This window comes from Variovorax sp. W2I14, from assembly GCF_050435205.1.
Classification (GTDB): domain Bacteria; phylum Pseudomonadota; class Gammaproteobacteria; order Burkholderiales; family Burkholderiaceae_C; genus Variovorax; species Variovorax paradoxus_C.
Genome location: NZ_JBNDJX010000001.1, coordinates 6,656,502 through 6,679,132 on the forward strand (window position 1 = coordinate 6,656,502; position 22,631 = coordinate 6,679,132).

At 67.4% G+C, this 22,631-nt stretch carries 20 protein-coding genes; 17 read left to right on the forward strand and 3 right to left on the reverse strand.

Features of this window, described 5'->3' with window-relative positions:
* Window positions 1–132 precede the first annotated feature (132 nt).
* Genes QF040_RS31010 through QF040_RS31025 form a run of 4 tightly spaced genes read left to right on the forward strand, consistent with a single transcriptional unit; the run spans window position 133 to window position 5,132 of the window.
* The gene (locus QF040_RS31010) at window positions 133–1,143 is read left to right on the forward strand and encodes an ABC transporter substrate-binding protein (protein WP_307598937.1); all 1,011 of its coding nucleotides are present in this window, start codon (window positions 133–135) and stop codon (window positions 1,141–1,143) included.
* Complete coding sequence (locus tag QF040_RS31015; protein WP_429614136.1) at window positions 1,144–3,420, forward strand: ABC transporter permease; 2,277 nt, start codon at window positions 1,144–1,146, stop codon at window positions 3,418–3,420.
* Complete coding sequence (locus tag QF040_RS31020) at window positions 3,417–4,457, forward strand: ABC transporter ATP-binding protein (protein ID WP_429614137.1); 1,041 nt, start codon at window positions 3,417–3,419, stop codon at window positions 4,455–4,457. Before QF040_RS31015 ends, QF040_RS31020 begins: the two co-directional genes overlap by 4 nt.
* 12 nt (window positions 4,458–4,469) lie before the next feature.
* On the forward strand, window positions 4,470–5,132 hold the full coding sequence (locus QF040_RS31025) for an HAD family hydrolase (RefSeq protein WP_429614138.1): 663 nt from the start codon (window positions 4,470–4,472) through the stop codon (window positions 5,130–5,132).
* Here the strand turns inward: QF040_RS31025 and QF040_RS31030 are convergent.
* Complete coding sequence (locus QF040_RS31030) at window positions 5,078–5,752, reverse strand: lipocalin family protein (RefSeq protein WP_429614139.1); 675 nt, start codon at window positions 5,750–5,752, stop codon at window positions 5,078–5,080. The two genes, QF040_RS31025 and QF040_RS31030, sit on opposite strands and share 55 nt — an antisense overlap.
* Before the next feature lie 255 nt (window positions 5,753–6,007).
* On the opposite strand from QF040_RS31030, the gene tal reads away from it, so the two are divergent.
* Entirely contained in the window at window positions 6,008–6,964 is a 957-nt protein-coding gene (gene tal / locus QF040_RS31035; protein WP_429614140.1) for a transaldolase, read from the forward strand.
* Between the two features lie 2 nt (window positions 6,965–6,966).
* Window positions 6,967–8,526 carry a glucose-6-phosphate isomerase gene (gene pgi, locus QF040_RS31040; RefSeq protein ID WP_429614141.1) on the forward strand — a complete coding sequence of 520 codons (1,560 nt, stop codon included), beginning with the start codon at window positions 6,967–6,969 and terminating at the stop codon, window positions 8,524–8,526.
* A gap of 4 nt (window positions 8,527–8,530) precedes the next feature.
* Here the strand turns inward: pgi and QF040_RS31045 are convergent, their stop codons facing one another.
* Together QF040_RS31045 and QF040_RS31050 are read right to left on the reverse strand one after the other, a co-directional pair.
* Complete coding sequence (locus QF040_RS31045; RefSeq protein ID WP_429614142.1) at window positions 8,531–9,595, reverse strand: 4-hydroxythreonine-4-phosphate dehydrogenase PdxA; 1,065 nt, start codon at window positions 9,593–9,595, stop codon at window positions 8,531–8,533.
* Between the two features lie 44 nt (window positions 9,596–9,639).
* A complete protein-coding gene (locus QF040_RS31050) occupies window positions 9,640–10,614 on the reverse strand; it encodes a Bug family tripartite tricarboxylate transporter substrate binding protein (protein WP_429614143.1) in 975 nt (324 codons plus the stop codon).
* A 92-nt stretch (window positions 10,615–10,706) separates the two neighbouring features.
* Between QF040_RS31050 and QF040_RS31055 the strand changes: the two genes are divergently transcribed.
* The 11 genes from QF040_RS31055 to xylB all read left to right on the forward strand — a co-directional run bounded on the left by QF040_RS31055 (window position 10,707) and on the right by xylB (window position 22,531).
* Entirely contained in the window at window positions 10,707–11,651 is a 945-nt protein-coding gene (locus QF040_RS31055) for a LysR family transcriptional regulator (protein WP_429614144.1), read from the forward strand.
* A gap of 189 nt (window positions 11,652–11,840) precedes the next feature.
* Complete coding sequence (locus tag QF040_RS31060) at window positions 11,841–13,151, forward strand: ABC transporter substrate-binding protein (protein ID WP_429614145.1); 1,311 nt, start codon at window positions 11,841–11,843, stop codon at window positions 13,149–13,151.
* 156 nt (window positions 13,152–13,307) lie between these two features.
* Window positions 13,308–14,165, forward strand: coding sequence for a carbohydrate ABC transporter permease (locus QF040_RS31065; protein ID WP_013539655.1), 858 nt, complete (start codon window positions 13,308–13,310; stop codon window positions 14,163–14,165).
* A 10-nt stretch (window positions 14,166–14,175) separates the two neighbouring features.
* The gene (locus tag QF040_RS31070) at window positions 14,176–15,000 is read left to right on the forward strand and encodes a carbohydrate ABC transporter permease (RefSeq protein ID WP_013539656.1); all 825 of its coding nucleotides are present in this window, start codon (window positions 14,176–14,178) and stop codon (window positions 14,998–15,000) included.
* Between the two features lie 17 nt (window positions 15,001–15,017).
* On the forward strand, window positions 15,018–16,058 hold the full coding sequence (locus QF040_RS31075; protein ID WP_306880191.1) for an ABC transporter ATP-binding protein: 1,041 nt from the start codon (window positions 15,018–15,020) through the stop codon (window positions 16,056–16,058).
* An 85-nt stretch (window positions 16,059–16,143) separates the two neighbouring features.
* The gene (dalD, locus tag QF040_RS31080; RefSeq protein WP_429614719.1) at window positions 16,144–17,523 is read left to right on the forward strand and encodes a D-arabinitol 4-dehydrogenase; all 1,380 of its coding nucleotides are present in this window, start codon (window positions 16,144–16,146) and stop codon (window positions 17,521–17,523) included.
* Entirely contained in the window at window positions 17,520–18,311 is a 792-nt protein-coding gene (locus tag QF040_RS31085; protein WP_429614146.1) for an L-iditol 2-dehydrogenase, read from the forward strand. The genes dalD and QF040_RS31085 overlap by 4 nt, the downstream gene beginning before the upstream one ends.
* 99 nt (window positions 18,312–18,410) lie before the next feature.
* Window positions 18,411–19,082 carry a transaldolase family protein gene (locus QF040_RS31090; RefSeq protein WP_429614147.1) on the forward strand — a complete coding sequence of 224 codons (672 nt, stop codon included), beginning with the start codon at window positions 18,411–18,413 and terminating at the stop codon, window positions 19,080–19,082.
* A gap of 20 nt (window positions 19,083–19,102) precedes the next feature.
* Window positions 19,103–20,050: a carbohydrate kinase family protein gene (locus QF040_RS31095; RefSeq protein WP_429614148.1), complete on the forward strand. Its 948-nt coding sequence runs from the start codon at window positions 19,103–19,105 to the stop codon at window positions 20,048–20,050.
* 31 nt (window positions 20,051–20,081) lie between these two features.
* A complete protein-coding gene (locus tag QF040_RS31100; RefSeq protein WP_306880187.1) occupies window positions 20,082–21,038 on the forward strand; it encodes an AraC family transcriptional regulator in 957 nt (318 codons plus the stop codon).
* A 23-nt stretch (window positions 21,039–21,061) separates the two neighbouring features.
* The gene (gene xylB / locus QF040_RS31105; RefSeq protein WP_429614149.1) at window positions 21,062–22,531 is read left to right on the forward strand and encodes a xylulokinase; all 1,470 of its coding nucleotides are present in this window, start codon (window positions 21,062–21,064) and stop codon (window positions 22,529–22,531) included.
* The last annotated feature ends 100 nt before the right edge of the window (window positions 22,532–22,631 follow it).

The following is a 22,631-nucleotide window of genomic DNA, read 5'->3' on the forward strand; positions in this document are numbered from 1 at the left end:
CCTGGAGACGTCCGGGCAGGGCCGGCGCGCCAGTCGCGATGGTACTTGTACCGATTCCCGCGACCTGTACTAAAGCTACGCTGCTCTCAAGCCGCAAGGCTTTTTTTTATGCATGAAGCAGGAAAACTCCAAATGAAGAAGCTTTTTTGCGCAGCCGCACTGCTGGGCTTGTCGGCCGCCGCATCGGCACAGACCGTGAACGTGATCTGCTCGGTCCAGGCCGAATGGTGCAACGTGATTTCCACCGTCTACGCCCGCACCACGGGCGTTCGCATCAACATGGCCCTGAAGGGCTCGGGCGAGGCGCTGGCCCAGCTCATCGCCGAGAAGGACAACCCCAAGACCGACGTGTGGTTCGGCGGCACCGGCGACCCGCACCTGCAGGCGGCCGAGCAGGGCCTCACGCTCGAATACAAGTCGCCCACGCTCGCGCAACTGCACCCCTGGGCCCAGCAGCAGGCCAAGCAGTCGGGCTACAAGACCGTGGGCATCTACTCGGGGCCGCTGGGCTTCGGCTACAACCCCGAGCTGCTCGCCAAGAAGAAGCTGCCCGTGCCCAAGACCTGGGCCGACCTGCTCAAGCCCGAGTACAAGGGCGACATCCAGGTGGCCAACCCCGCATCGAGCGGCACGGCCTACACCATGATCGCCACGCTGGTGCAGCTCATGGGCGAGGACAAGGCCTTCGACTACCTCAAGGCGCTTCACAAGAACGTCGGCCAGTACACCCGCTCGGGCACCGGCCCGATCAAGGCGGTGGCGCGCGGCGAAACCGCGATCTCCATCAGCTTCGTGCACGACGGCCCGGGCGAGAAGATGCAGGGCTTTCCGGTCGAGACCATCACGCCGAGCGACGGCACCGGCGCCGAGATCGGCTCCATGAGCATCATCAAGGGCGCGCGCAACCTCGACGCCGCCAAGAAGTTCTACGAATGGGCGCTCACGCCCGCCGCGCAGGAACTGGGCGCCGCCAACAAGCAGTTCCAGCTGCCGAGCAACGCGGGCGCCAAGCTCGACCCGCGCATCCCTGATTTCAAGAAGATCAAGTTCATCGACTACGACTACGCCAAGTACGGCGCCAGCGCCGAACGCCGGCGCCTGATCGCGCGCTGGGAGAAGGACGTCAACTCGCTGCCGCGCTAAGTGGAAGCGAGCTCCATCGGCGGCGCGCCGGTCAACCCGGCTTCCGTGGCGGCCGCCCGGCGTTCGCAGCGCTGGATCTGGGCGTGGGTTGCACTGGGCTTTGCGGCGTACCTGCTGCTGCCCTGGTACGCCATCCAGGATGCGACCTGGTACGAAGCCGTTCCACAGGTCTTCGGGCAGGCGGAGGGCGCCAATGGCCTGATGCAGGCCGCGACGCAGGGGCGCAGTTGGCTCTTCATCGGCCTGGCGGGCCTCTTGATGTGCGCGGTCGGCGCATGGCTGCCCGCGGGACGGGCTCAGGGGCACTGGCTGCTGGCGGGCGGCGCGATAGGCGCCATCGGGCTGTCGGTCGCGGGCTTCACCATCGGCGCGCGCGGCTGGAGCGTCGCGGCGCTCAACACGCAGTTCGGCGAACTGGCGATCAACCAGTTCGGCATCGGCGCGGGCGGCTTCGTGGCGCTCACCGCGCTCGTGATGCTCGCGGCCTTCGGCATTGCGCGGCTCGGCCTCTTCAAGGGCGACCTGTTCGTGGCGGCCGCGGTCATCGGCTGCGGCGTGCTGATGGCGCTGTTCATTGCCTACCCGGTGAGCAAGGCGCTGTCGGGCGCGTTCTTCAATGAAGACGGGCAATGGTCGATCGGCGCCTTCATCGCGCGCGTGTTCACCGAACGCATCTGGGGCCTGGGTTGCCTCGCGGGCGGGGTGCGCTGCGGCGTGGCGTGGAACACGCTGGTGCTGGCCTTGCTCACGGCGGCCGGCACCACCTTCCTCGGCACGCTGATGGCGCTCATGGCCGAGCGCAGCAGCAAGCGCGGGCAGGGCGCGCTGCGGGTGCTGGCGCTGCTGCCGATCATCACGCCGCCGTTCGTGGTGGGCCTCGGCCTCATCCTGCTGTTCGGCCGCGCGGGCATCGTCAACCAACTGCTGGAGAACGTGTTCGGCATCGAGCCGACGCGCTGGTTCTACGGCATGCCAGGCGTGCTGGTGGCGCAGCTCTTCGCCTTCACGCCCATCGCTTTCATGATCATGCGCGGCGTGGTGCAGGGCATTGCGCCCAGTCTGGAAGAAGCCGCGCAGATGCTGCGCGCCGACCGGCGCCGCACCTTCTTCACCATCACGCTGCCGCTGCTGAAGCCGGGGCTCGCCAACGCCTTCCTGGTCGGCTTCATCGAGAGCATTGCCGACTTCGGCAACCCGGTGGTGGTGGGCGGGCAGTTCTCGGTGCTCTCGACCGACATCTTCTTTGCCATCGTCGGCGCGCAGTACGACCAGGGCCGCGCGGCCTCGCTCGCCTGGGTGCTCACGCTGTTCGCGCTCGGCGTGTTCGCGCTGCAGCGCGGGCTGCTGGGCAAGCAGAACTACACGACCGTGAGCGGCAAGGGTGACGCAGGCATCGCGATGGCGCTGCCCGACGGCGTGCGCCGCACCATCTACTGCATCGCGCTGCCGTGGATCGCGTTCACCGCGGTGGTGTATCTCTTCGCCTTCGCGGGCGGCTTCGTGCAGACCTGGGGGCGCGACTACAGCTTCACGCTCAACCACTTCAAGAACGCATTCGCGCTGGAGTGGGGCCAGTTCGGGCTGGTGTGGGCGGGCACGGCGTGGAACTCGCTCATCACCACGCTCAAGCTCGCGGGCATCTCGGCGCCGATCACCGCGGCGCTCGGCTTGCTGATCGCGTGGCTGCTGGCGCGCAACGAGTTCAAGGGCCAGGGCATCTTCGAGTTCGGCGCGCTGCTGGCTTTTGCGATTCCGGGCACTGTCCTCGGCGTGAGCTACATCCTGGCGTTCAACGTCCCGCCGCTGGAGCTCACGGGCACCGGCTTGATCATCGTGCTGTGCTTCATGTTCCGGAACCTGCCGGTGGGCGTGCGCGCCGGCACCGCGGCCTTCAAGCAGCTCGACCGCTCGCTCGACGAAGCCTCGCTGATGCTGCGCGCCTCGACCTCGCAGACCTTGTTCAAGGTGGTGCTGCCGCTGCTCAAGCCCGCGCTCGTGGCCGCGCTGGTCTACAGCTTCGTGCGCGCGATGACGACGGTGAGCGCGGTGATCTTCCTGGTCACCGCCGAGAACGAGCTTGCCACCACCTACATCATCGGCCGCGTCGGCAATGGCGACTACGGCATCGCGCTCGCGTACTGCACCGTGCTCATGATCCTGATGTCGCTGGCGATTGCGCTGGTGCAGTTCGTGGTGGGAGGGCGCAAGCTGGGGCGGCGCGGCACTGCGCCGCCGCATCAGGGACATCACAAAATGGAAAGCCTGGCTACACCATGAACGGCATCGAATTCCGCAACGTCACCAAGCGCTACGGCACCGACAGGAACGGGCCGATGGCGGTCAAGGGCATCAGCTTCGAAGTGCCCGTGGGCACGCTCACCACCATCCTCGGCCCTTCGGGCTGCGGCAAGACGACCACGCTTCGCATGATCGCGGGGCTCGAGTCGCCGACCTCGGGTTCGATCTTCATGGGCGGGCGTGATGTGACGACGCTCGGCCCGGCCGAACGCAACGTGAGCATGATGTTCCAGAGCTACGCCCTGTTCCCGCACATGAACGTGATCGAGAACGTCGGCTATGGCCTGCGCATGAGCGGTGTGAAGAAGGACGAGGCCACCTCGCGTGCGCGTGAAGCGCTCCGGGGCGTGGGCCTGGTCGGCTTCGACGAGCGCCTGCCGAGCGAGCTCTCGGGCGGCCAGCAGCAGCGCGTGGCGCTCGCGCGCGCGCTGGTGCTCGAACCCGCGGTGCTGCTGTTCGACGAACCGCTCTCCAACCTCGACGCGCGCCTGCGCCGCGAGATGCGGGAGGAAATCCGCGCGCTGCAGCAGCGGCTGAAGCTCACCGTCGCCTACGTCACGCACGACCAGAGCGAGGCGCTGGCCGTGAGCGACCAGATCATCGTGATGGACCACGGCGTGATCGCCCAGCGCGGCACGCCCGAGCAGCTCTACGGCCGGCCCGAGAGCGAGTTCGTCGCCGGCTTCATGGGCGAGGCGATGGTGTTCCCCGGCGTGGCGGAGGCCGACGGCAGCGTCACGCTCGGTCCGCTGCGCCTCAAGCCGCGCCATGCCGTCGCGCCCGGCACGGTGAAGGTGGCGGTGCGGCCCGAAGCGTGGGAGATTGGCGCGGCCGATGGCTTGCCCGCCACCTTGCGCAAGGCCGCCTACCTCGGCAGCTTCTACGAATACGGCTTCGACACCACGCTGGGCCCGGTCTTCGTGGTCTCCACCGACTTGTCGCAGCCCCTGGCCGCGGGCGCGCGGACCACGCTGTCGTTGCGCGCCCATGGCGTGAGCGTGGTGCCGGGCGCATGAAACAATCGCGCCATGAACTTGGTTTTCGATCTTGGCGCCGTGCTGATCGCATGGGAGCCCACGCGGCTGGTGCAGGCCCATCTCGCGCAACACGCGCCCACTGAAGCCGCCGCGGTGGCGCTCGGCAGGGCGCTTTTCCACCACGACGACTGGACCAGTTTCGATTGCGGCACCCGCACGCTGGACGATGCCATCGCCCGCATGGCGGCGCGGCTGTCGCTGCCGGCGGAATCGCTTCACGCGATGCTCGGCAACCTGGGCGAGCGCCTCGAAGCCATCGAGGTCACCGTCGACATGCTCGAGCAACTGTTTGCCCACCGCGAAGCCGGGCAGCCGCTGCGTCTTTATTACCTGTCGAACATGCCCGCGCCGTATGCACGCGCGCTCGAGCGGCGGCATGCGTTCATGCGCCGCTTCGACGGCGGCGTGTTTTCGGGCGATGTGAAGTTCATCAAACCGGATCGTGAAATCTTCGAGCTGCTGGCGGTGCGCCATGCGCTCGATGCGGCGGAGACGGTGTTCATCGACGACTCGGCGCCCAACGTCGAGGCGGCGCGCGCCTTCGGCTGGCAGGCGATCCACTGCACCGCGCCGGACATGCTGCCGGCGCAGCTCGCGCGCTATCTGCCGGTCAGCACCACCTTGTCGGCGTCGAAGCCGAGGCTTCGCGCGTAGTCCAGCTCGACCTGCAGCGCTGCGTCGTCCAGGCGCGGCGCGCGCGACAGCACCCAGAGGTATTCGCGGTCGGGCGTGCCGACCAGCGCCACCTGGTAGTCGCGGTCGAGCTTCAAGATCCAGTAGTCGCCCCAGACGACGGGCAGCCAGCTCAGCCATGCGGGCGCGAAGCGCACCTCGAGGCGGCCCGCGCCGGGCTGGCCGGCCACCGGCACCACGCGCGCCGTGCCGATGGCTTCGTTGAAATTGCCGTCGGCCCGCACGCAGCGGTTGACCACCTGCACCGTGCCGTCGGGCTGCGGCGTGTATTCGGCGGTCACGGGGCCCGAGCAGCTTTTCTGGAAGCGGTTCGGCAGCCGCGCCTGCTCGTGCCAGATGCCGGCATAGCGCTGCAGGTCGACCGGCGCCACCACCTGCAGGGGGGCGCGCATCAGCGGCGCGCCGTCGGGCGGGCCGGCTACCTGGGCGCGGGCGGTGCGGGCGGCCCCCATCGCGAGCCAGGTCGCGAGGCCGCCCACGACGAAGGCCGTGGCCATCGCGCCGATCGCCTGGCTGGTGCGGCGGTCATCGAAAGGCCGGCCGGCGAGGTCTGCGACGGGGCGTCGTTGGCGAGGGGACATGAGGGGGCTCCTGGAGGTAAGACGTTCTGCGCAGGTCCTGGACAAGACTCGCTTGACGCTCAGGGTAGCCCTGGCCGGTGGCCGCATGCCGTCAGCCACGGACCACAGCCCCTGTAGGGCAGGGCGGCCGACAACCCTGCGGGCAGCAGGCCGATGGAACCTCGCGAAAACCCGTGCTACGGTGCGCATGAAAACATCGGCCGCCGCGCAACTGCGTGCAGGACTTGTCACAACCCGCACTGGATAATTGATTTCATGAACCAACTCGATGCCCTCCGCCAATGGACCACTGTCGTCGCCGACACCGGTGACTTCAAGCAACTCAGCATTTCCAAGCCGCAGGACGCGACCACCAACCCGTCGCTGATCCTCAAGGCCGTTCAGAAGCCCGAATACCGCCCCCTGCTCGACGAGATCGTGAAGAAGCATGCGGGCAAGCCGCTCGATGAAGTCATCGACCGCCTCCTGGTGAACTTCGGCACCGAAATCCTCCAGATCATTCCGGGCCGCGTCTCCACCGAAGTCGATGCGCGCCTCTCGTTCGACACCGCCGCCACCATCGCCCGCGGCGAGCGCATCGTGGCGCTCTACAAGGCCGAAGGCATCGACACCGAGAAGCGGCTGCTCATCAAGGTCGCCTCCACCTGGGAAGGCATCGAGGCCGCGCGTCAGCTCGAGCAGAAGGGCATCCGCACCAACCTCACGCTGCTGTTCTCGTTCGCGCAGGCCTTGGCCTGCGGCGCCGCGAAGGTGCAGCTGATCTCGCCCTTCGTGGGCCGCATCTACGACTGGTACAAGAAGTCGGCCGGCGCCAAGTGGGACGAAGCGGCGAATGGCGGCGCCAACGATCCGGGCGTGAAGTCGGTGCGCGAAATCTTCAACTACTACAAGCAGCACGGCATCAAGACCGAGGTGATGGGCGCGAGCTTCCGCAACGTCGGGCAGATCCAGGCGCTGGCCGGCTGCGACCTGCTGACCATCAGCCCCGAGCTGCTGGCGGAACTGGCCGCGAGCAACGAACCGCTCGAACACGCGCTCGACGCCAAGGCCGCCGCCAAGGGCGACGCAAAGCAGGTGAGCTACGACGAAGCCGGCTTCCGCTTCGCGCTCAACGAAGACGCGATGGCCACCGAGAAGCTCGCCGAAGGCATCCGCGCCTTCGCGGCCGACGCCGTGAAGCTCGAGAAGCTCATGCAGGAAAGCGGCAAGTAAACATGGCAGTGACCCACGTGACCCAACGCTGCGACCGTGCGCCGGCCTGGGCGCAACTGCAGTCGTACTTCGAGACGGCGGGCCGCCAGTTCGACGTGCGCCATGCCTTCGTGGACGACGCGGGGCGCTTCGAGCGATTCAGCCAGGAGGCGCCGTATGTGTTCGCCGACCTGTCCAAGAACCTGATCGACGCGCGCACCGAAGAATTGCTGCTCACGCTGGCCCGCGAATGCGGCCTCGAAGCACACCGCGACGCGATGTTCGCGGGCGAGCACATCAACAACACCGAAGACCGCGCCGTGCTGCACACGCTGCTGCGCGCGCCGGCCGATGCCAAGGTCGGCAAGACGGCCGACAAGCTGCGCGAAGTGCACGCCACGCTCGACGCGATGCTGGCCTATGCCGAGAAGGTGCGCGGCGACCACACGATCACCGACGTGGTCAACATCGGCATCGGCGGCTCCGACCTCGGTCCGCAGATGGCGGTGCTGGCGCTCGCGGAGTTCGCCGCGCCGGGCAAGCGCTTTCACTTCGTCTCGAACGTCGATGGCCACGAGCTGGCCGGCGTGCTGCAGGGCCTGGCGCCGGAGCACACCTTGTTCCTGATCGCCTCGAAAACCTTCACCACGACCGAGACGATGACCAACGCGCTCTCGGCCAAGCGCTGGTACGAGCAGTCGGGCGGCAACGACATCGCCGGCCACTTCGCCGCGCTCACGACGAATGTCGAAGCCGCGAACAAGTTCGGCATCGACACCACCTTCGGCTTCTGGGACTGGGTGGGCGGCCGCTATTCGCTGTGGTCGGCCATCGGCCTGCCGATCGCGCTGGCCATCGGCGCCGACGGTTTTCGCCGGCTGCTCGCGGGCGCACATGCGATGGACGAGCACTTCCGCACCGCGCCGCTCGCGCAGAACCTGCCGGTGCGGCTCGGGCTGCTCGATGTCTGGTATCGCAACTTCCACAAGTTCACGAGCCGCGGCATCGCGCCGTATCACAGCGCCCTGAAGCGCGTGCCGGCCTACCTGCAGCAGCTGGAAATGGAAAGCAACGGCAAGCAGGTCGATGCGAGCGGCAAGCCCGTGGCGTTCGGCACGTCACCGGTGCTCTGGGGCGAGCCCGGCACCAACGGCCAGCACGCCTACTTCCAGATGCTGCACCAGGGCACGGACGTGACGCCGCTCGAATTTGTGGCGGTGCGCGATGCGGCGCACGACCTCGAAGGCCACCACCCCAAGCTCCTGGCCAACGCGCTCGCGCAGGCGCAGGCGCTGATGGTGGGCAAGCTGGACGAAGGCGGCCACAAGAACTTTCCGGGCAACCGGCCAAGCAGCTTCTTCGTGTTCGAGAAGCTCACGCCCGAAGCGCTCGGCGCCTTCCTTGCGATGTACGAGCACCGCGTGTTCACCAGCGGCGCGCTTTGGGGCATCAACAGCTTCGACCAGTGGGGCGTGGAGCTGGGCAAGGTGCTGGCGAAGGACATCGAGCCGCGCCTCGCCTCGGGCGACATCTTGGGGCTCGACGCGTCTACGGCGGGTTTGTTGAAGCGCCTGAGCTCCTGAAGTTTCAGGCCGCGGCGGTTTCCGTGGGCGCCCGCACAGGCGCTCCACCGCTCGCCATCCGCACGCACAGGTCGAAGGCCTGCTGCAGCCCTTCGATCTGCGCGATGCCCTTGCCGGCAATGTCGAAGGCGCTGCCGCTGGCCGACGTGGCCACGGGCACGGGCAGCCCGCCATGCAGCGTCACGCCCTGTTCGAAGCCCATGAGCTTCATCGCGATCTGGCCCTGGTCGTGGTACATCGACACCACCGCATCCACATCGCCGCGGCGCGCTCCGATGAACACCGTGTCGGGCGAGAACGGGCCGCGCGCGTCGTAGCCTTCGGCCCGCAGCTTCTCGATGGCCGGCGCGATGATTTCGATCTCTTCCATGCCGATGGTGCCGCCGTCGCCCGCGTGCGGGTTGAGCCCGGTCACCGCGATGCGCGGCTGCGCCACGCCCGCGCGGCGCAAGGCAGACGCGATGATCTTCACCGCATCGCCGACGCCCTCGACCGTGATGTGGCTCGCCACGTCCTTCAGCGGAATGTGCGAGGTCACGCGCGAGGTCCAGAGCGACCCGGTGAGGTTGAACTCGCAGACGAAGCCCGTCACCGCAAAGCACTCCTGCATGTGGCGCAGCTCGTCCTCGTGCGTGAGGCCGCCCAGGCGCAGCGAATGCTTGTTGAGCGGCGCGAAGAGGATGGCGTCGGCCTGCCCGCGCCGCACGACCACGGTCGCATATTCGAGCGCCTCGAACGAGGCCCGGCCCGAGCGCTCGTTGGATTCGCCGAGCACCGGCGCCTCGCCCTCCATCCAGTCGCGCAGGTACAGGCTGGGCCGGCCGTCCTCGAAGCGCAGTTCGTCCAGGCTGTCGACCTGCAGCGGATCGAGCTTCACGCCCGCCACGCGCTCGCCCTCGGCCAGCACGGCCGGGTCGGCGATCAGCAGCACGCGTGCGGCGTCCAGGTTGCGCTGGCGCGCGAGCAGCTTCACGGCCATTTCGGGGCCGACGCCGCTGGGGTCGCCCAGCAGCACGACGATGCGGGGCTTGGCGGAGATCACGCTCGGGGTTTTCGTTTGCGTTGACATGGGCATGCGTTGTGGAGGTTGAAGTGAGTGGGTGGAAGGCGGCCTCATTCGGCCTTGATGTTGGCGTCGCGCACGAGCTGGCCGTAGTGGTCGAACTCCTGCTTGTTCATCGCTGCGAACGGGTCGCCGGTCAGCGCGCCGGGTTCGCCACCCAGCGCCTTGATGCGCGCCTGTACGTCGGCGAGCTTCAGCGTGCGAACGAGCTCGGCGCTGAGCCTGTCGACTGCGGGGCGGGGCGTGCCGGCCGTCACGTAGAGGCCGTACCAGGTGGACACGTCGGCGCCCTTGATGCCCTGCTCGGCGAGCGTGGGCACATCGGGCAGTTCGGGCGAGCGCTGCGGTGCGCTCACCGCCAGCGCGCGGAACTTGCCGGCCTTGATCTGGCCCATGGCCGACGAGGTGCTGTCGAACATCATGTCGACCTCGCCCGAGATGATGTCGATGTGCGCCTGCGAGCTGCCCTTGTAGGGCACGTGGATCGACTTCATGCCCGTGGCCAGGTTGAAGGCCTCGCCGCCCACGTGCTGCGTGCTGCCGATGCCCGACGAGGCGTACTTGAAGCCGCCGGGCTTCGCGGCCATGGCGGCCACGAGGTCCTTCACCGACTTGTAGGGCGAGTTGGCCGAGACCACCAGCACGTTGGGCATGACGGCCACGAGGCCGATGGGCGTCAGGTCTTTCAGCGGGTCGTACTTGAGCTTGAGGATGTGCGGCGCCACCGCCTGCGCGGTGTTGGTGGCCAGGAGGAGCGTGGCGCCGTCGGCCGGTGCGCGCGCGGTGAGTTCGCCGGCGATGGTGTTGGAGGCCCCGGGGCGGTTTTCCACCGTCACGGGTTGCTTCAGCACCGGCGCGAATTTGTCGGCCAGCACGCGCGCGAGGATGTCGGTGCCGCCGCCGGGCGAAGCGCCGACCATGATGCGCACCGGCTTGTCTGGGTAGTTCGGCTGCGCGCCGGCGGTTGCCGCGGCCAACGCCAATACGGCAATGCTGGCCGCGCGGGCCAGGTAGGAAAGCTTCATCGGGTTGTCTCCTGCTTTGTTTGGCCCGAGCCTACGGAGCTTCACCCTCGCAATCCAATCGTAAAAGCCCGAAGCTCCATATACTTTTGTGCATGACCGATGCGACCCAGGGCCTCTCCGACACCTCGCTGATGCTCCATGTGCGGCCGCGCCAGTTGCTCCTGCTGGCCCGGCTCGATGCCCACCGCCACCTCGGGCGCGCGGCCGAAGCCATGAACATCAGCCAGCCCGCCGCCACCAAGCTGCTGCAGCAACTGGAGGATTCGCTCAGCGAAAAGCTCTTCGAGCGCCTCGCGCGCGGCATGGAGCCCACGCCCTACGGCGAGATCCTGATCCGCTACGCCCGCCGCGTGCTCAGCGACTTCGGCACCGCCCGCGAGGAAATGCTCGCGCTGCGCTCCGGTCTGAGCGGTGCATTGCGCGTGGGCAGCGTGCCGGGCGCGGTGCCCGAATTGCTGGCGCCTGCGCTGGTGGAGTACCACCGCCGCCATCCGCAAGTGGCCGTGTCGGTGGTGGTCGAGACCAGCGACGTGATGCAGGCGCAACTGGAGCAGGGCGATGTCGATCTCGTGCTGGGCCGGCTCACCGACAGCCACGACGAGGCGAAGTACGCGAGCGTGCCGCTGCTGGGCGAATCGCAGGTGGCGGTGGTTCGCGCGGCGCACCCGGTGTTCGAGCGCAGCGCCCCGGTCACGCTGGCCGAGATGGCGGGCTGGTCGTGGGTGCTGCAGCCGCCCGGCTCGCCGCAGCGCGGGCGCTTCGAGGCGGCGATGCGCGAGGCGGGCATCCAGGCGCGGCTGGACATCATCGAAACGGCATCGCCCATTGCCATCACCGCGCTGCTGGAGAACTCCGACATGGCGGCCGTGATGCCGGCTTCGCAGGCCGATCACTACGCCCGGCTCGGCGTGCTGCGCACCGTGCCGGTGGAGTTGCCGGTGCGCGTGCCGCCCATCTGCCTCATCACCCGGGAAGACCGGGCGCTCTCGCCGGCGGCCGCGCAGTTCAGGCGCCAGTTGCTGGGCGGCGGTACCTGAAATTGGCTTGAAGCCTTTGGCTTGCGGATTTCCATGCTGTGTTGCACCAATTAGGGAATTCACTAGCCAACCGGTGCATGAAAGTACTGGAGGTAACCGACGAAGTACCAAAACTGCAATTGAGTTTCTCCAGAATCCCCCCACGGCGACCCGACACCAGGAGGGCGTCGCTCACCTCTAGGAGACAACATGAAGCGTTTTCTGAAAGCCGGCCTCGTCCTCGCACTCCTCGGCACGGGGTTCGTGTCCCAGGCCGCCACCGAACTCGTGATCGCGACCGTGAACAACGGCCACATGATCGAGATGCAGAAGCTCACCCCCTTCTTCGAGAAGGCCAACCCCGACATCAAGCTCAAGTGGGTCACGCTGGAAGAAGGCACGCTGCGTCAGCGCGTGACCACCGACATCGCCACCAAGGGCGGCCAGTTCGACGTGATGACCATCGGCCTGTACGAAGCGCCGATCTGGTCGAAGAAGGGCTGGCTCCAGCCCATCGCCACCGACGCCGCCTATGACGCGGACGACCTGCTGCCCGCCATCCGCGCCGGCCTCTCGTACGAAGGCAAGCTCTACGCCGCGCCCTTCTACGGCGAGAGCTCGATGCTCATGTACCGCAAGGACCTGGCCGACAAGGTCGGCTTCAAGATGCCCGAGCAGCCCACCTGGTTGCAGGTGAAGGAGCTGGCCGGCAAGATCCACGACCCCAAGGCCGGTGTGTACGGCATGTGCCTGCGTGGCAAGCCGGGCTGGGGCGACAACATGGCCTTCCTTACGACGCTGGTCAACACCAACGGCGGCCAGTGGTTCGACATGCAGTGGAAGCCGCAGATCGACACCAAGCCCTGGAAGGACGCGATCACCTTCTACGTCGACCTGATGAAGGCCTATGGCCCGCCGGGCGCCTCGGCCAACAGCTTCAACGAGAACCTCGCGCTCTTCAATGAGGGCAAGTGCGGCATGTGGGTGGACGCGACCATCGCGGCTTCGTTCATCAGCGATCCGAAGCAGTCGAAGGTGGCCGACAAGGTTGCCTTCGCACAGGCACCTGTCGCCGTGACCCCGAAGGGCGCCAACTGGCTGTGGACCTGGAACCTGGCGATTCCCGCCAGCTCGACCAAGGGCGCGGCCGCGCAGACCTTCGTGAAGTGGGCGACCTCCAAGGAGTACGTCAATCTCGTTGCGAAGGAACACGGTTGGGGCACCGTGCCCACCGGCACGCGCAAGTCGACCTATGCGAACCCCGAGTTCCAGAAGGTGGCCAAGTTCGCCGCGGCCGAGAAGAAGGCCATCGACAGCGCCAACCTGAGCGACAGCACGCTGCCCAAGTCGCCGTACGTCGGCGTTCAGTACGCGGCCATTCCCGAGTTCCAGGCGATCGGCACCGGCGTGGGCCAGCAGATGAGCGCGGCGCTGTCGGGCAAGGTCACGGTCGACCAGGCGCTGAAGACCTCGCAGACGCTGGCCGAGCGCGAGATCAAGAAGTCGGGCCAGTACAAGTAAGCAAGTAAGCCAGGGCTTTACTCCCTCCCCTTCCGGGGGAGGGTAGGGGTGGGGGCACGCGGCGCATCGAACCGCCGCAGTGGTCGATCAGGGAGCCCCCATCCCCGCCTTCCCCCAGAGGGGGAAGGAGCCAGAGACAACAAGAAGGACTTCCTCATGAAAAGACTCCTGCCCCGAGCCCTGATGGCGCCCGCCGTGCTCACGCTCTTCCTCTGGATGATCGTGCCGCTGTTGATGACGTTGTACTTCTCCTTCGTGAACTACAACCTCATGCAGCCCGGCGAACGCACGTTCGCGGGCATCGAGAATTTTCACTACTTCGTCACCGACCCCGACTTCTGGCCCGCCACGTGGAACACGCTGCTGCTCATCGGCAGCGTGATCGTCATCACCGTGGTGTTCGGCGTGCTGCTCGCGCTGCTGGTGAACGAGCCCTTTCCGGGCCGCGGCATCGTGCGGGTGCTGCTCATCTCTCCGTTCTTCGTCATGCCCGCGGTCAACGCGCTGCTGTGGAAGCACATGATGATGAACCCCATCTACGGCGTGCTCGCCGACGTGTGGCGCTTCTTCGGCGCGCAGCCTGTCGATTGGCTCACCGACGTGCCGCTGCTCTCGGTGATCATCATGGTGGCCTGGCAGTGGCTGCCCTTCGCGTGCCTCATCTTCATCACCTCGCTGCAGTCGCTGGACCGCGAGCAGATGGAGGCCGCGCGCATGGACGGCGCAAGCTCGTTCCAGCGCTTTTTCTATCTCACCATTCCGCACCTGGGCCGCCCGATGGCCGTGGTGATCATGATCGAGATGATCTTTCTGCTCAGCGTGTTCGCCGAGATCGCCATCACCACCAATGGCGGCCCGGGCAACGAGAGCACGAACATGACCTACCTGATCTTCAAGCAGTCGCTGATGAATTTCGACGTGGGAGTGGCCTCGGCCGGTGCGCTGTTCGCGGTGGTGCTGGCGAACATCGTCGCGGTGTTCCTCATCCGAATCATCGGCAAGAACCTCGACTGAAGGAACGACCATGCAACCCAGCAACTTCCTTCCCCAATTGCTGCGCACCGTCGGTGCTTGGGCCGTCGCACTGCTCCTGTTTTTCCCGCTCGGCTGGCTGTTCCTCACGGCCTTCAAGACGGAACTGCAGGCGATCCATGTGCCGCCGCTGTTCATCTTCGAGCCCACGCTCGACAACTTCGGCGAAGTGCAGCGCCGCAGCGACTACCTCTTGTATGCGCGCAACTCGCTCATCACCAGCCTGGGCTCGACCATCCTCGGCTTGCTGATCGCGGCACCCGCCGCGTACTCGATGGCGTTCTTTCGCACGAAGAAGACGCGCGACATCCTCATGTGGATGCTCTCCACCAAGATGATGCCGGCCGTCGGCGCGCTGGTGCCGATCTACGTGCTCGCGCAGACCGCGGGCATGCTGGACTCGCTCACCGCGCTCACCATCGTGTTCACGCTGTCGAACCTGCCGATCATGGTGTGGATGCTCTACAGCGCCTACAAGGACATTCCGAACGAGATCCTGGAGGCAGCGCGCATGGACGGCGCGAGCCTGTGGACCGAGTTCCGCCATGTCGTGATGCCGCTGTCGGTCGGCGGGCTCGCATCGACCGGCCTGCTGTGCCTGGTGCTGAGCTGGAACGAGGCCTTCTGGGCGCTGAACCTCACGTCGGCAAAGGCCGGCACGCTGGCGACGCTCATCGCCTCGTACTCCAGCCCCGAAGGCCTGTTCTGGGCCAAGTTGTCGGCCGCCTCGCTGATGGCCATTGCGCCCATCGTCGTGTTCGGCTGGTTCAGCCAGAAGCAACTCGTCCAGGGCCTGACCTTCGGCGCCGTCAAGTAAAGAAAGGGAGACATCTCATGGCCTACCTCGAACTGAAGAACATCAAGAAGAGCTTTGGTGACGTGAACATCATCAAGGGCGTCGACCTCGAAATCCAGAAGGGCGAATTCATCGTCTTCGTCGGGCCCTCGGGCTGCGGCAAGTCGACGCTGCTGCGGCTGATCGCGGGCCTGGAGCCGATCACCAGCGGCAACCTGATGCTCGACGGCAAGGACATCACCTGGGCGCCTTCGGGCAAGCGCGACCTCGCGATGGTGTTCCAGAGCTACGCGCTCTATCCGCACATGAGCGTGTACGACAACATGTCCTTCGCGCTCAAGCTCGCGGGCGTCGCCAAGGACGAGATCAGGACCAAGGTCGAGTACGCGGCCAAGACGCTGAACCTCACGCAGTACCTGGACCGCACGCCGAAGGACCTGTCGGGCGGCCAGCGCCAGCGCGTGGCCATCGGGCGCGCGATCGTGCGTGCGCCGAAGGTGTTTCTCTTCGACGAGCCGCTGTCGAACCTCGATGCGGCGCTGCGCGGCAACACGCGCGTCGAAATCCACAAGCTGCACCGCGCGCTCGGCGCGACCACGATCTACGTGACGCACGACCAGGTCGAGGCCATGACGCTGGCCGACCGCGTGGTGGTGCTGAAAGACGGGCTGATCGAGCAGGTCGGCACGCCCCTGGAGCTGTACGACCGCCCGGCCAACCAGTTCGTCGCGCAGTTCATCGGCATGCCGTCGATGAACATGGTGTCGGCGAGCGCCATCCCGAGTTTTTCCGCAGCGACTGGCGGACGGCTGCCGAACGACGGCTTCCTCGGCGTGCGCCCCGAGGGCCTGCGCGTGCATCCGAAGCAGGGCGCTCCGGTGTCGGACGTGCTGGGCCGTGTCGAACTGATCGAAGCGCTGGGCGCCGACACGCTGATCCACGTCGATGTCGGCGGCGTGCCGCTCATTGCGCGGCAAAACGACCGCACGCCGCTGCAGGCGGGCGACGACGTGGCGGTCGAGCTCGACCCCAGCGTGCTGCATCTCTTCAACCGCGAAGGCCGTTCGGTCTCCGCTTGATTCCTCCTTTTCTTTACGGACATTTCCCGTGACTCTCGCAGCAGCGTCTACCGCGCACACACCACCGGCTCCTTCGGAGTTCACGGTGCTTCACCTGGGCCTGGGTTCGTTCCACCGCGCCCACCAGGCCGTCTACCTGCAGCGGCTGATCGAGGCGGGCGACACCCGCTGGTCGCTGTCGGGCGCCAACATCCGGCCCGACATGGCCGAGGTCGTCGCCGCCCTGCGCGCGCAGGGCGGGCGCTACACGCTCGAGACCGTGTCGCCCGCGGGCGAGTACCGCTACGAGCAGATCGAGGCGATCCGCGAGGTGCTGCCCTACGAGCCCTCGCTGGCCGCGGTGATCGCGCGCGGCGCGGCGCCGTCCACGCGCATCGTCTCGTTCACCGTGACCGAGGCGGGCTACTACCTCGATGCGAAGGACAACAAGCTCGACCTGTCGTTCGCGGACCTCGCCGCGGACATCGAACGCGCGCGGCGCGGCGAGGCGGGCGAGACGATCTACGGCGCGGTCTGCGCGATTCTTCGCGCGCGCAAGGCGGCGGGCGCGGGGCCGGTCACGCTCCTGAACTGCGACAACCTGCGCCACAACGGCGACCGCTTCCATGGGGGCCTGCTGGAGTTCATCGAGCGCGCGGGCGATGCCGACCTGCTGGCCTGGACGACTGCCAACACCCGCTGCCCGAACGCGATGGTCGACCGCATCACGCCCCGGCCGCCGCCCGAGCTGCGCGCGCGCGTGCTCGCCGCCACCGGCCGCGACGATGCCGCGCCGATCACGGGCGAGAGCTTCATCCAGTGGGTCATCGAAGACAGCTTCATCGCCGGCCGGCCCGATTGGGGGCGCGTGGGCGTGGAGCTCGTCGAGTCGGTGCAGCCGTATGAGGAGGCGAAGATCCGCATCCTCAACGCGACCCACAGCTGCATTGCCTGGGCCGGCACGCTGATCGGCCTGGAGTTCATTCACGAAGGCACGCACGATGCGGCCATCCGCAAGATGGCGCACGACTACGTGACGGACGACGTGATCCCGTGCCTGAGCCCCAGCCCCATCGACCTCGCGGCGTATCGCGACGTGGTGCTCGACCGCTTCGGCAACCCCGCGATCCGCGACACCAACCAGCGCGTCGCGGCGGACGGCTTCTCGAAGATCCCGGGCTTCATCGCGCCGACCGTGCGCGAGCGCCTGGCCGCGGGACAGGGCATCGACAGCGTGGCGATGCTGCCGGCGCTGTTCCTCGCCTTCCTGCAGCGCTGGCACCGCGGCGCGCTGCCCTACGCCTACCAGGACCAGGGCATGGACGCGGCGGTGGCGCACGCGATCTGCGATGCAGCCGATCCGGTCGCTGCACTGTGCGCCGACGCGGGCCTGTGGGGCGACCTCGCGGGTGATGCGCGGCTGGTCGAGGCGGTTCGCAAGGCGTGTGCGCGCGTGGTGCGCTTCGTCGAAGGCGACGTGCAATGACCGGCGGCCGCCTGCAGGACCGCCACGTGTTGCTGACCGGTGCCGGCGGCGGCATCGGTCTCGCGGTGGCCGAGGCCTGCATCGCCGAGGGTGCGCGCTGCAGCGTGATCGATCGGGGGGGCAGCGCGCCGGAGGCGGTGCGCGCGGTGTTGCAGCGGCACCCCGATCGTCTGGCCTACATCTCGGCCGACGTCACGCGCACGCAAGACATTCAACGTTTGCTCGCCGAGGCGATTGCCGCCTTCGGCCCCGTCCACGCGCTCTTCAACAACGCGGCCGTGTTCGATCTCGCGCCGCTGCTCGACAGCGACGAGGCCTCGTTCGACAAGCTCTTCGCCGTCAACGTGAAGGGCATGTTCTTCGTGATGCAGGCGGTGCTGCGCCACATGGTCGAGGCCGGCGCGCAGGGCGCATCGGTCATCAACATGGCTTCGCAGGCAGGGCGCCGCGGCGAGGCGCTGGTGTCGCACTACTGCGCGACCAAGGCGGCGGTCATCAGCTACACGCAGAGCGCCGCACTGGCCATGGCGCCGCACGGCATCCGCGTCAACGGCATTGCGCCGGGCGTGGTCGATACGCCGATGTGGGACCACGTCGACAGTCTGTTCGCCAAGGCCGAAGGGCTGCCGCCCGGTGAGAAGAAGCGGCGCGTGGGGCTCGAGGTGCCGCTCGGGCGCATGGGCATGCCGGGCGACATCGCGGGCGCCGCTGTGTTCCTCGCCAGCGACGAGGCGCGCTACATCACGGCGCAGACGCTGAACGTCGATGGCGGCAACGTCATGAGCTGACATGAGGCCGGATAAGAAAGTATCGGGACCTCTCCCTTTGGCGCGGTGAATTTCTCCCGGCCCGGTGAGAAGATCGGTTTCCCTTGCAGCATGCGACCCATGAACGAAGACTTCCATCTCTACCTCGACAGCGCCGACCTGGCAGAGTTGAAAACCTGCCTGCCGCATCCGGTGGTCCACGGCGTGACGACCAACCCGACGCTGCTGAAACGCGCGGGTGTCGACCGCGGTGACGTGCCCGGCCTGCTGAAGCGCTGCCTCGACCTGGGCGCGCGGCAGGTGCAGGCGCAGGTGTATTCGAGCGATGTCGACGGCATGCTCGAAGACGCGAAAGCGCTGCTCTCGCATTTCGACCGCGGTCAGCTGGTCGTCAAGATTCCCGCCACGCGCCAGGGCCTCGATGCCGGCGCGCGGCTCATTGCCGAAGGCGTGCCCGTGACGTGGACGGCCGTGTACGCACCCGAGCAGGCGCACTTCGCGGCGCAACTGGGCGCGGCCTATGCGGCGCCTTATCTCGGGCGGCTCGACGACTCGGGTGTCGACGGATTGGGGCTCATCGCGCAGATGCAGGCGCTGGTTGCGCAGCGGCCTTCGCCCCGCACGCGGCTCCTGGTGGCGAGCATCCGGTCGCGTGAGGCGTACCTCTCGCTGCTGGCGCTGGGCGTCGGTGCCCTCACGATCCCGCCGCGCCTTTTTGCCGAACTGCTGGACCATCCGGCCACACTGGCCGCCGAGCGCGGCTTCCTGGCCGATGCCAACGACCTGACTTGATCCCACGACATTCAAGCACCATGCGAATTGCACTCACGGGCGAAGCCCTCATCGATTTCACCGCCAGCGAGGCGGGCGCCCTGGCATTCCTCGGCCACGAGGGCGGCTCGCCGCTCAACACGGCCGTGGCCTGCGCTCGGCTCGGGGTGCACACGGGGTTTCTCACGCAGTTGTCGACCGACCTCTTCGGCGAGCGACTGATGGATTTCCTGGCGCGCAACGGCGTGGACACCAGCTTCATCCTGCGCAGCAATGCGCCCTCGACGCTGGCCTTCGTCGAACGCACGCCGCAAACCAATCGCTATGCGTTCTATACAAGCGGCAGCGCCGATGCGACCTGGTCGCCCGAGCCGCTGCCGCAGTTGCCGGCGGAGTGCCGATTCCTGCACTTCGGCTCGATCTCGCTGCTGCAGGAGCCGGCCTCGACGCGCATCGCCGACCTCATCACCGCCAACGCCGGGCGCTGCGTGATCGTGTTCGATCCCAACGTGCGGCCGAGCCTGATTCCGGACATGGCCGCCTTCCGCGACCGCGTGACGAACTGGCTGGCGATGGCCGACCTGGTCAAGCTCAGCGATGAAGACGCCGAACTGCTCGCACCCGGCCAGCCGGTCGATGCGCTGGCCGCTGACTGCCTGAAGGCCGGCGCGCGCGCGGTGATCGTCACGCGCGGCGGCGCGGGCGCCACGCTCTGGCGCACGGGGCACGCGCCGCTCACCGTGGCGGCGCCGCGCGTCACCGTGGTCGACACCATCGGCGCGGGCGACACCTTCACCGCGGGGCTCTCGGTGTCGCTGCTCGAACACGGCGTCGAGCACCCAGCCCAACTGGGCGAACTGACGGATGAAGCCTGGACTGAAGTGATGCGCTTCGCCGCCACCGCCGCCGCCCTGAACTGCACCCGCGAAGGGGCAGATCCACCCTCGCTGGAAGCCGTTCACAACGCGCTGGCCCAGGCGGACAATTGAGGCTGCTTCCAGGTTCTGCCTTCCTGCTGCCATGACGACGTCCACACGCAAACGTTCGGTCCCCCGTCAGCGCCAACCCGAGCTGGAGCGCGACTTTGCGCGCTCTCCCTCGCTGGGCTACGAGGCTCCTGAAGAAACCGGTCTGGTGCGCTGCCTCGCGCACGGCTTTCCGAGCCCGCTGGTGCGATGGCATTTCCATGAAGACTACGAGCTGCACCTGATCACCGAGACCTCGGGCAAGGCCTTCATCGGCGACTGGATCGGGCCGTTCCAGCCCGGGCACCTCGTGCTCTGCGGGCCGCGGCTGCCGCACAACTGGATCTCGCTCGACGTGCCCGAAGGCGGCGCCGCCGGTCGCGACCGGGTGATCCAGTTCCGCCACGAACCCATCGAGCTGGCCGCGGCCGAGATCCCCGAACTGCGCGAAGTGATGCAGCTGCTGGAGCGCGCGCGCCACGGCATCGAGTTCTTCGGCATGTCGCAGCAGGCGCAGACGCACTGGGACAACATCAAGGCCGCGCGCGGCGCGCGCCGGCTCGGCCTGTTCCTCGAGTTCATGGCCGATCTTGCGCAATGCTCCGACTACCGGCTGCTGTCCAGCGTGCAGATGCAGGGCGCGCAGGGCAGCGACGGCGATGCGCAGGTCGACCAGATCAACGAGGTCGTCAACCGCATCACCAACAACATGGCCGAGCCGATCGCGATGTCCGATGTGGCGGCAGAGTTGGGCATGAGCGAGAGCCGCTTCAGCCGGTTCTTCCGCCGCTCGACCGGCAACAGCTTCACCGACTTCGTCAACCGCGTGCGCATCAACAGCGCCTGCCACCTGCTGATGCAGACCGACCACTACGTGACGGACATCTGCTATCAGGTCGGCTTCAACAACGTGGCGAATTTCAACCGGCGATTCCTGGAGATCAAGGGCATGACGCCCAGCGAATTCAGGCGCCAGGCCGACACGCGCTTCGGCTCGGGTATTTCTTCTTAGTCAGAAAAAGCAGGGAGCTCATCTTGTATCTGGGACTCGACCTCGGCACGTCCGAGCTCAAGGCGCTGTTGCTCGCCGACGATCACCGCATCGTCGGCGTCGCGCGCGCGGCACTCACGGTCGAACGGCCGCAACCGCTCTGGTCTGAGCAGGCGCCCAGCCAATGGTGGCAGGCGTTGGAAGATGTCATGACGCAGCTTCGGGGCTCGCATGCGGAAGCGCTGTCTGCCGTGCGGGCCATCGGCCTCTCGGGCCAGATGCATGGCGCGACGCTGCTCGATGCGGCTGGCGAAGTGCTGCGGCCAGCCATCCTCTGGAACGACGGGCGCAGCGGTGCGCAATGCGATGAACTCACGCGCGCCGTGCCGCGCCTGGGCGAGATCGCGGGCAACCTCGCGATGCCGGGCTTCACCGCACCCAAGCTCCTGTGGGTGCGCGAGCACGAGCCCGAGATCTTCAAGCGCACGGCACGCGTGCTGCTGCCCAAGGACTGGCTGCGCTTCATGCTGAGCGGCGAGGCGGTCAGCGAGATGTCGGATGCGGCAGGCACGCTGTGGCTCGACGTGGGCGCGCGCGACTGGTCCGACGAACTGCTCGCGGCCACGGGGCTCACGCGCGATCACATGCCGCGGCTGGTCGAAGGCAGCGAGGTGTCGGCGAAGCTCAAGCCCGACCTGGCTGCGCGTTGGGGTGTGGGCAACGGCACGGTGCTGATTGCTGGCGGGGCCGGCGACAACGCCGCAAGCGCGGTCGGCATGGGCCTGGTCGAACCTGGCCAGGGCTTCGTGTCGCTCGGTACGTCGGGCGTGGTGTTCGTCTCGACCGATCGCTTCTTGCCGAACCCCGCGCAGGCGATGCATGCCTTCTGCCATGCGCTGCCCAAGCGCTGGCACCAGATGTCGGTGATGCTCTCGGCCGCGAGTGCGGTGAGCTGGGCCGCCAAGACTTTCAAGTTCACGGACGAGGCCGCGCTGCTCGAAGCGGCGGCATCGGTCGCGCTGGCGGACCGGGCGCGCTGCCCGCTGTTCATGCCGTACCTGTCGGGCGAACGCTCGCCTCACAACAACCCGAATGCGCAAGGCGCGCTGTTCGGCCTCACGCATGCGCACGGTCCGGCGGAAATCGCCTATGCCGTGGTCGAGGGCGTGAGCTTTGGCCTGCGCGACGGCTTCGATACGCTGCGCCTGCCGGCCGACATGCCGCTGCGCGAAGTTGCGCTGGTGGGCGGTGGGGCGCGCAGCATCTGGTGGGGCCAGTTGCTGGCCGACATCTTCCAGGTGCCGCTTACGTTGTATGCGGGCAGCGAGACGGGCGGGGCGCTCGGTGCGGCGCGGCTTGCGTGGTTGGCCGATGGCGGTGCCGTGGCCGAGGTGTGCACGCTGCCGCCGGTCAAGCAGCAACTGGTTCCTTCGTCCGAAGGGGGCGATGGGCACAAGACACGGCATGCGCGGTTCCAGGTGCTGTACATGGCGCTGCGCGATCAGTTTCGATAGCCGACACGACAAACCGAACGCCCATAAAAAAACCCGTCGCAAGACGGGTTTTTTACTTTCGCGAAACACCGCGGAACCGGCTTTGCCGGGCCGCAGGTGT

Coding starts and splice junctions, on each gene's coding strand:
- QF040_RS31090 (WP_429614147.1), top strand. CDS start 18,411: ATGAACGAAGACTTCCATCTCTACCTCGACAGCGCCGACCTGGCAGAG.
- QF040_RS31070 (WP_013539656.1), top strand. CDS start 14,176: ATGCAACCCAGCAACTTCCTTCCCCAATTGCTGCGCACCGTCGGTGCT.
- QF040_RS31030 (WP_429614139.1), bottom strand. CDS start 5,752: ATGTCCCCTCGCCAACGACGCCCCGTCGCAGACCTCGCCGGCCGGCCT.
- QF040_RS31010 (WP_307598937.1), top strand. CDS start 133: ATGAAGAAGCTTTTTTGCGCAGCCGCACTGCTGGGCTTGTCGGCCGCC.
- QF040_RS31025 (WP_429614138.1), top strand. CDS start 4,470: ATGAACTTGGTTTTCGATCTTGGCGCCGTGCTGATCGCATGGGAGCCC.
- pgi (WP_429614141.1), top strand. CDS start 6,967: ATGGCAGTGACCCACGTGACCCAACGCTGCGACCGTGCGCCGGCCTGG.
- QF040_RS31065 (WP_013539655.1), top strand. CDS start 13,308: ATGAAAAGACTCCTGCCCCGAGCCCTGATGGCGCCCGCCGTGCTCACG.
- QF040_RS31045 (WP_429614142.1), bottom strand. CDS start 9,595: ATGTCAACGCAAACGAAAACCCCGAGCGTGATCTCCGCCAAGCCCCGC.
- QF040_RS31095 (WP_429614148.1), top strand. CDS start 19,103: ATGCGAATTGCACTCACGGGCGAAGCCCTCATCGATTTCACCGCCAGC.
- QF040_RS31020 (WP_429614137.1), top strand. CDS start 3,417: ATGAACGGCATCGAATTCCGCAACGTCACCAAGCGCTACGGCACCGAC.
- QF040_RS31055 (WP_429614144.1), top strand. CDS start 10,707: ATGACCGATGCGACCCAGGGCCTCTCCGACACCTCGCTGATGCTCCAT.
- QF040_RS31050 (WP_429614143.1), bottom strand. CDS start 10,614: ATGAAGCTTTCCTACCTGGCCCGCGCGGCCAGCATTGCCGTATTGGCG.
- QF040_RS31085 (WP_429614146.1), top strand. CDS start 17,520: ATGACCGGCGGCCGCCTGCAGGACCGCCACGTGTTGCTGACCGGTGCC.
- QF040_RS31075 (WP_306880191.1), top strand. CDS start 15,018: ATGGCCTACCTCGAACTGAAGAACATCAAGAAGAGCTTTGGTGACGTG.
- tal (WP_429614140.1), top strand. CDS start 6,008: ATGAACCAACTCGATGCCCTCCGCCAATGGACCACTGTCGTCGCCGAC.
- QF040_RS31060 (WP_429614145.1), top strand. CDS start 11,841: ATGAAGCGTTTTCTGAAAGCCGGCCTCGTCCTCGCACTCCTCGGCACG.
- QF040_RS31100 (WP_306880187.1), top strand. CDS start 20,082: ATGACGACGTCCACACGCAAACGTTCGGTCCCCCGTCAGCGCCAACCC.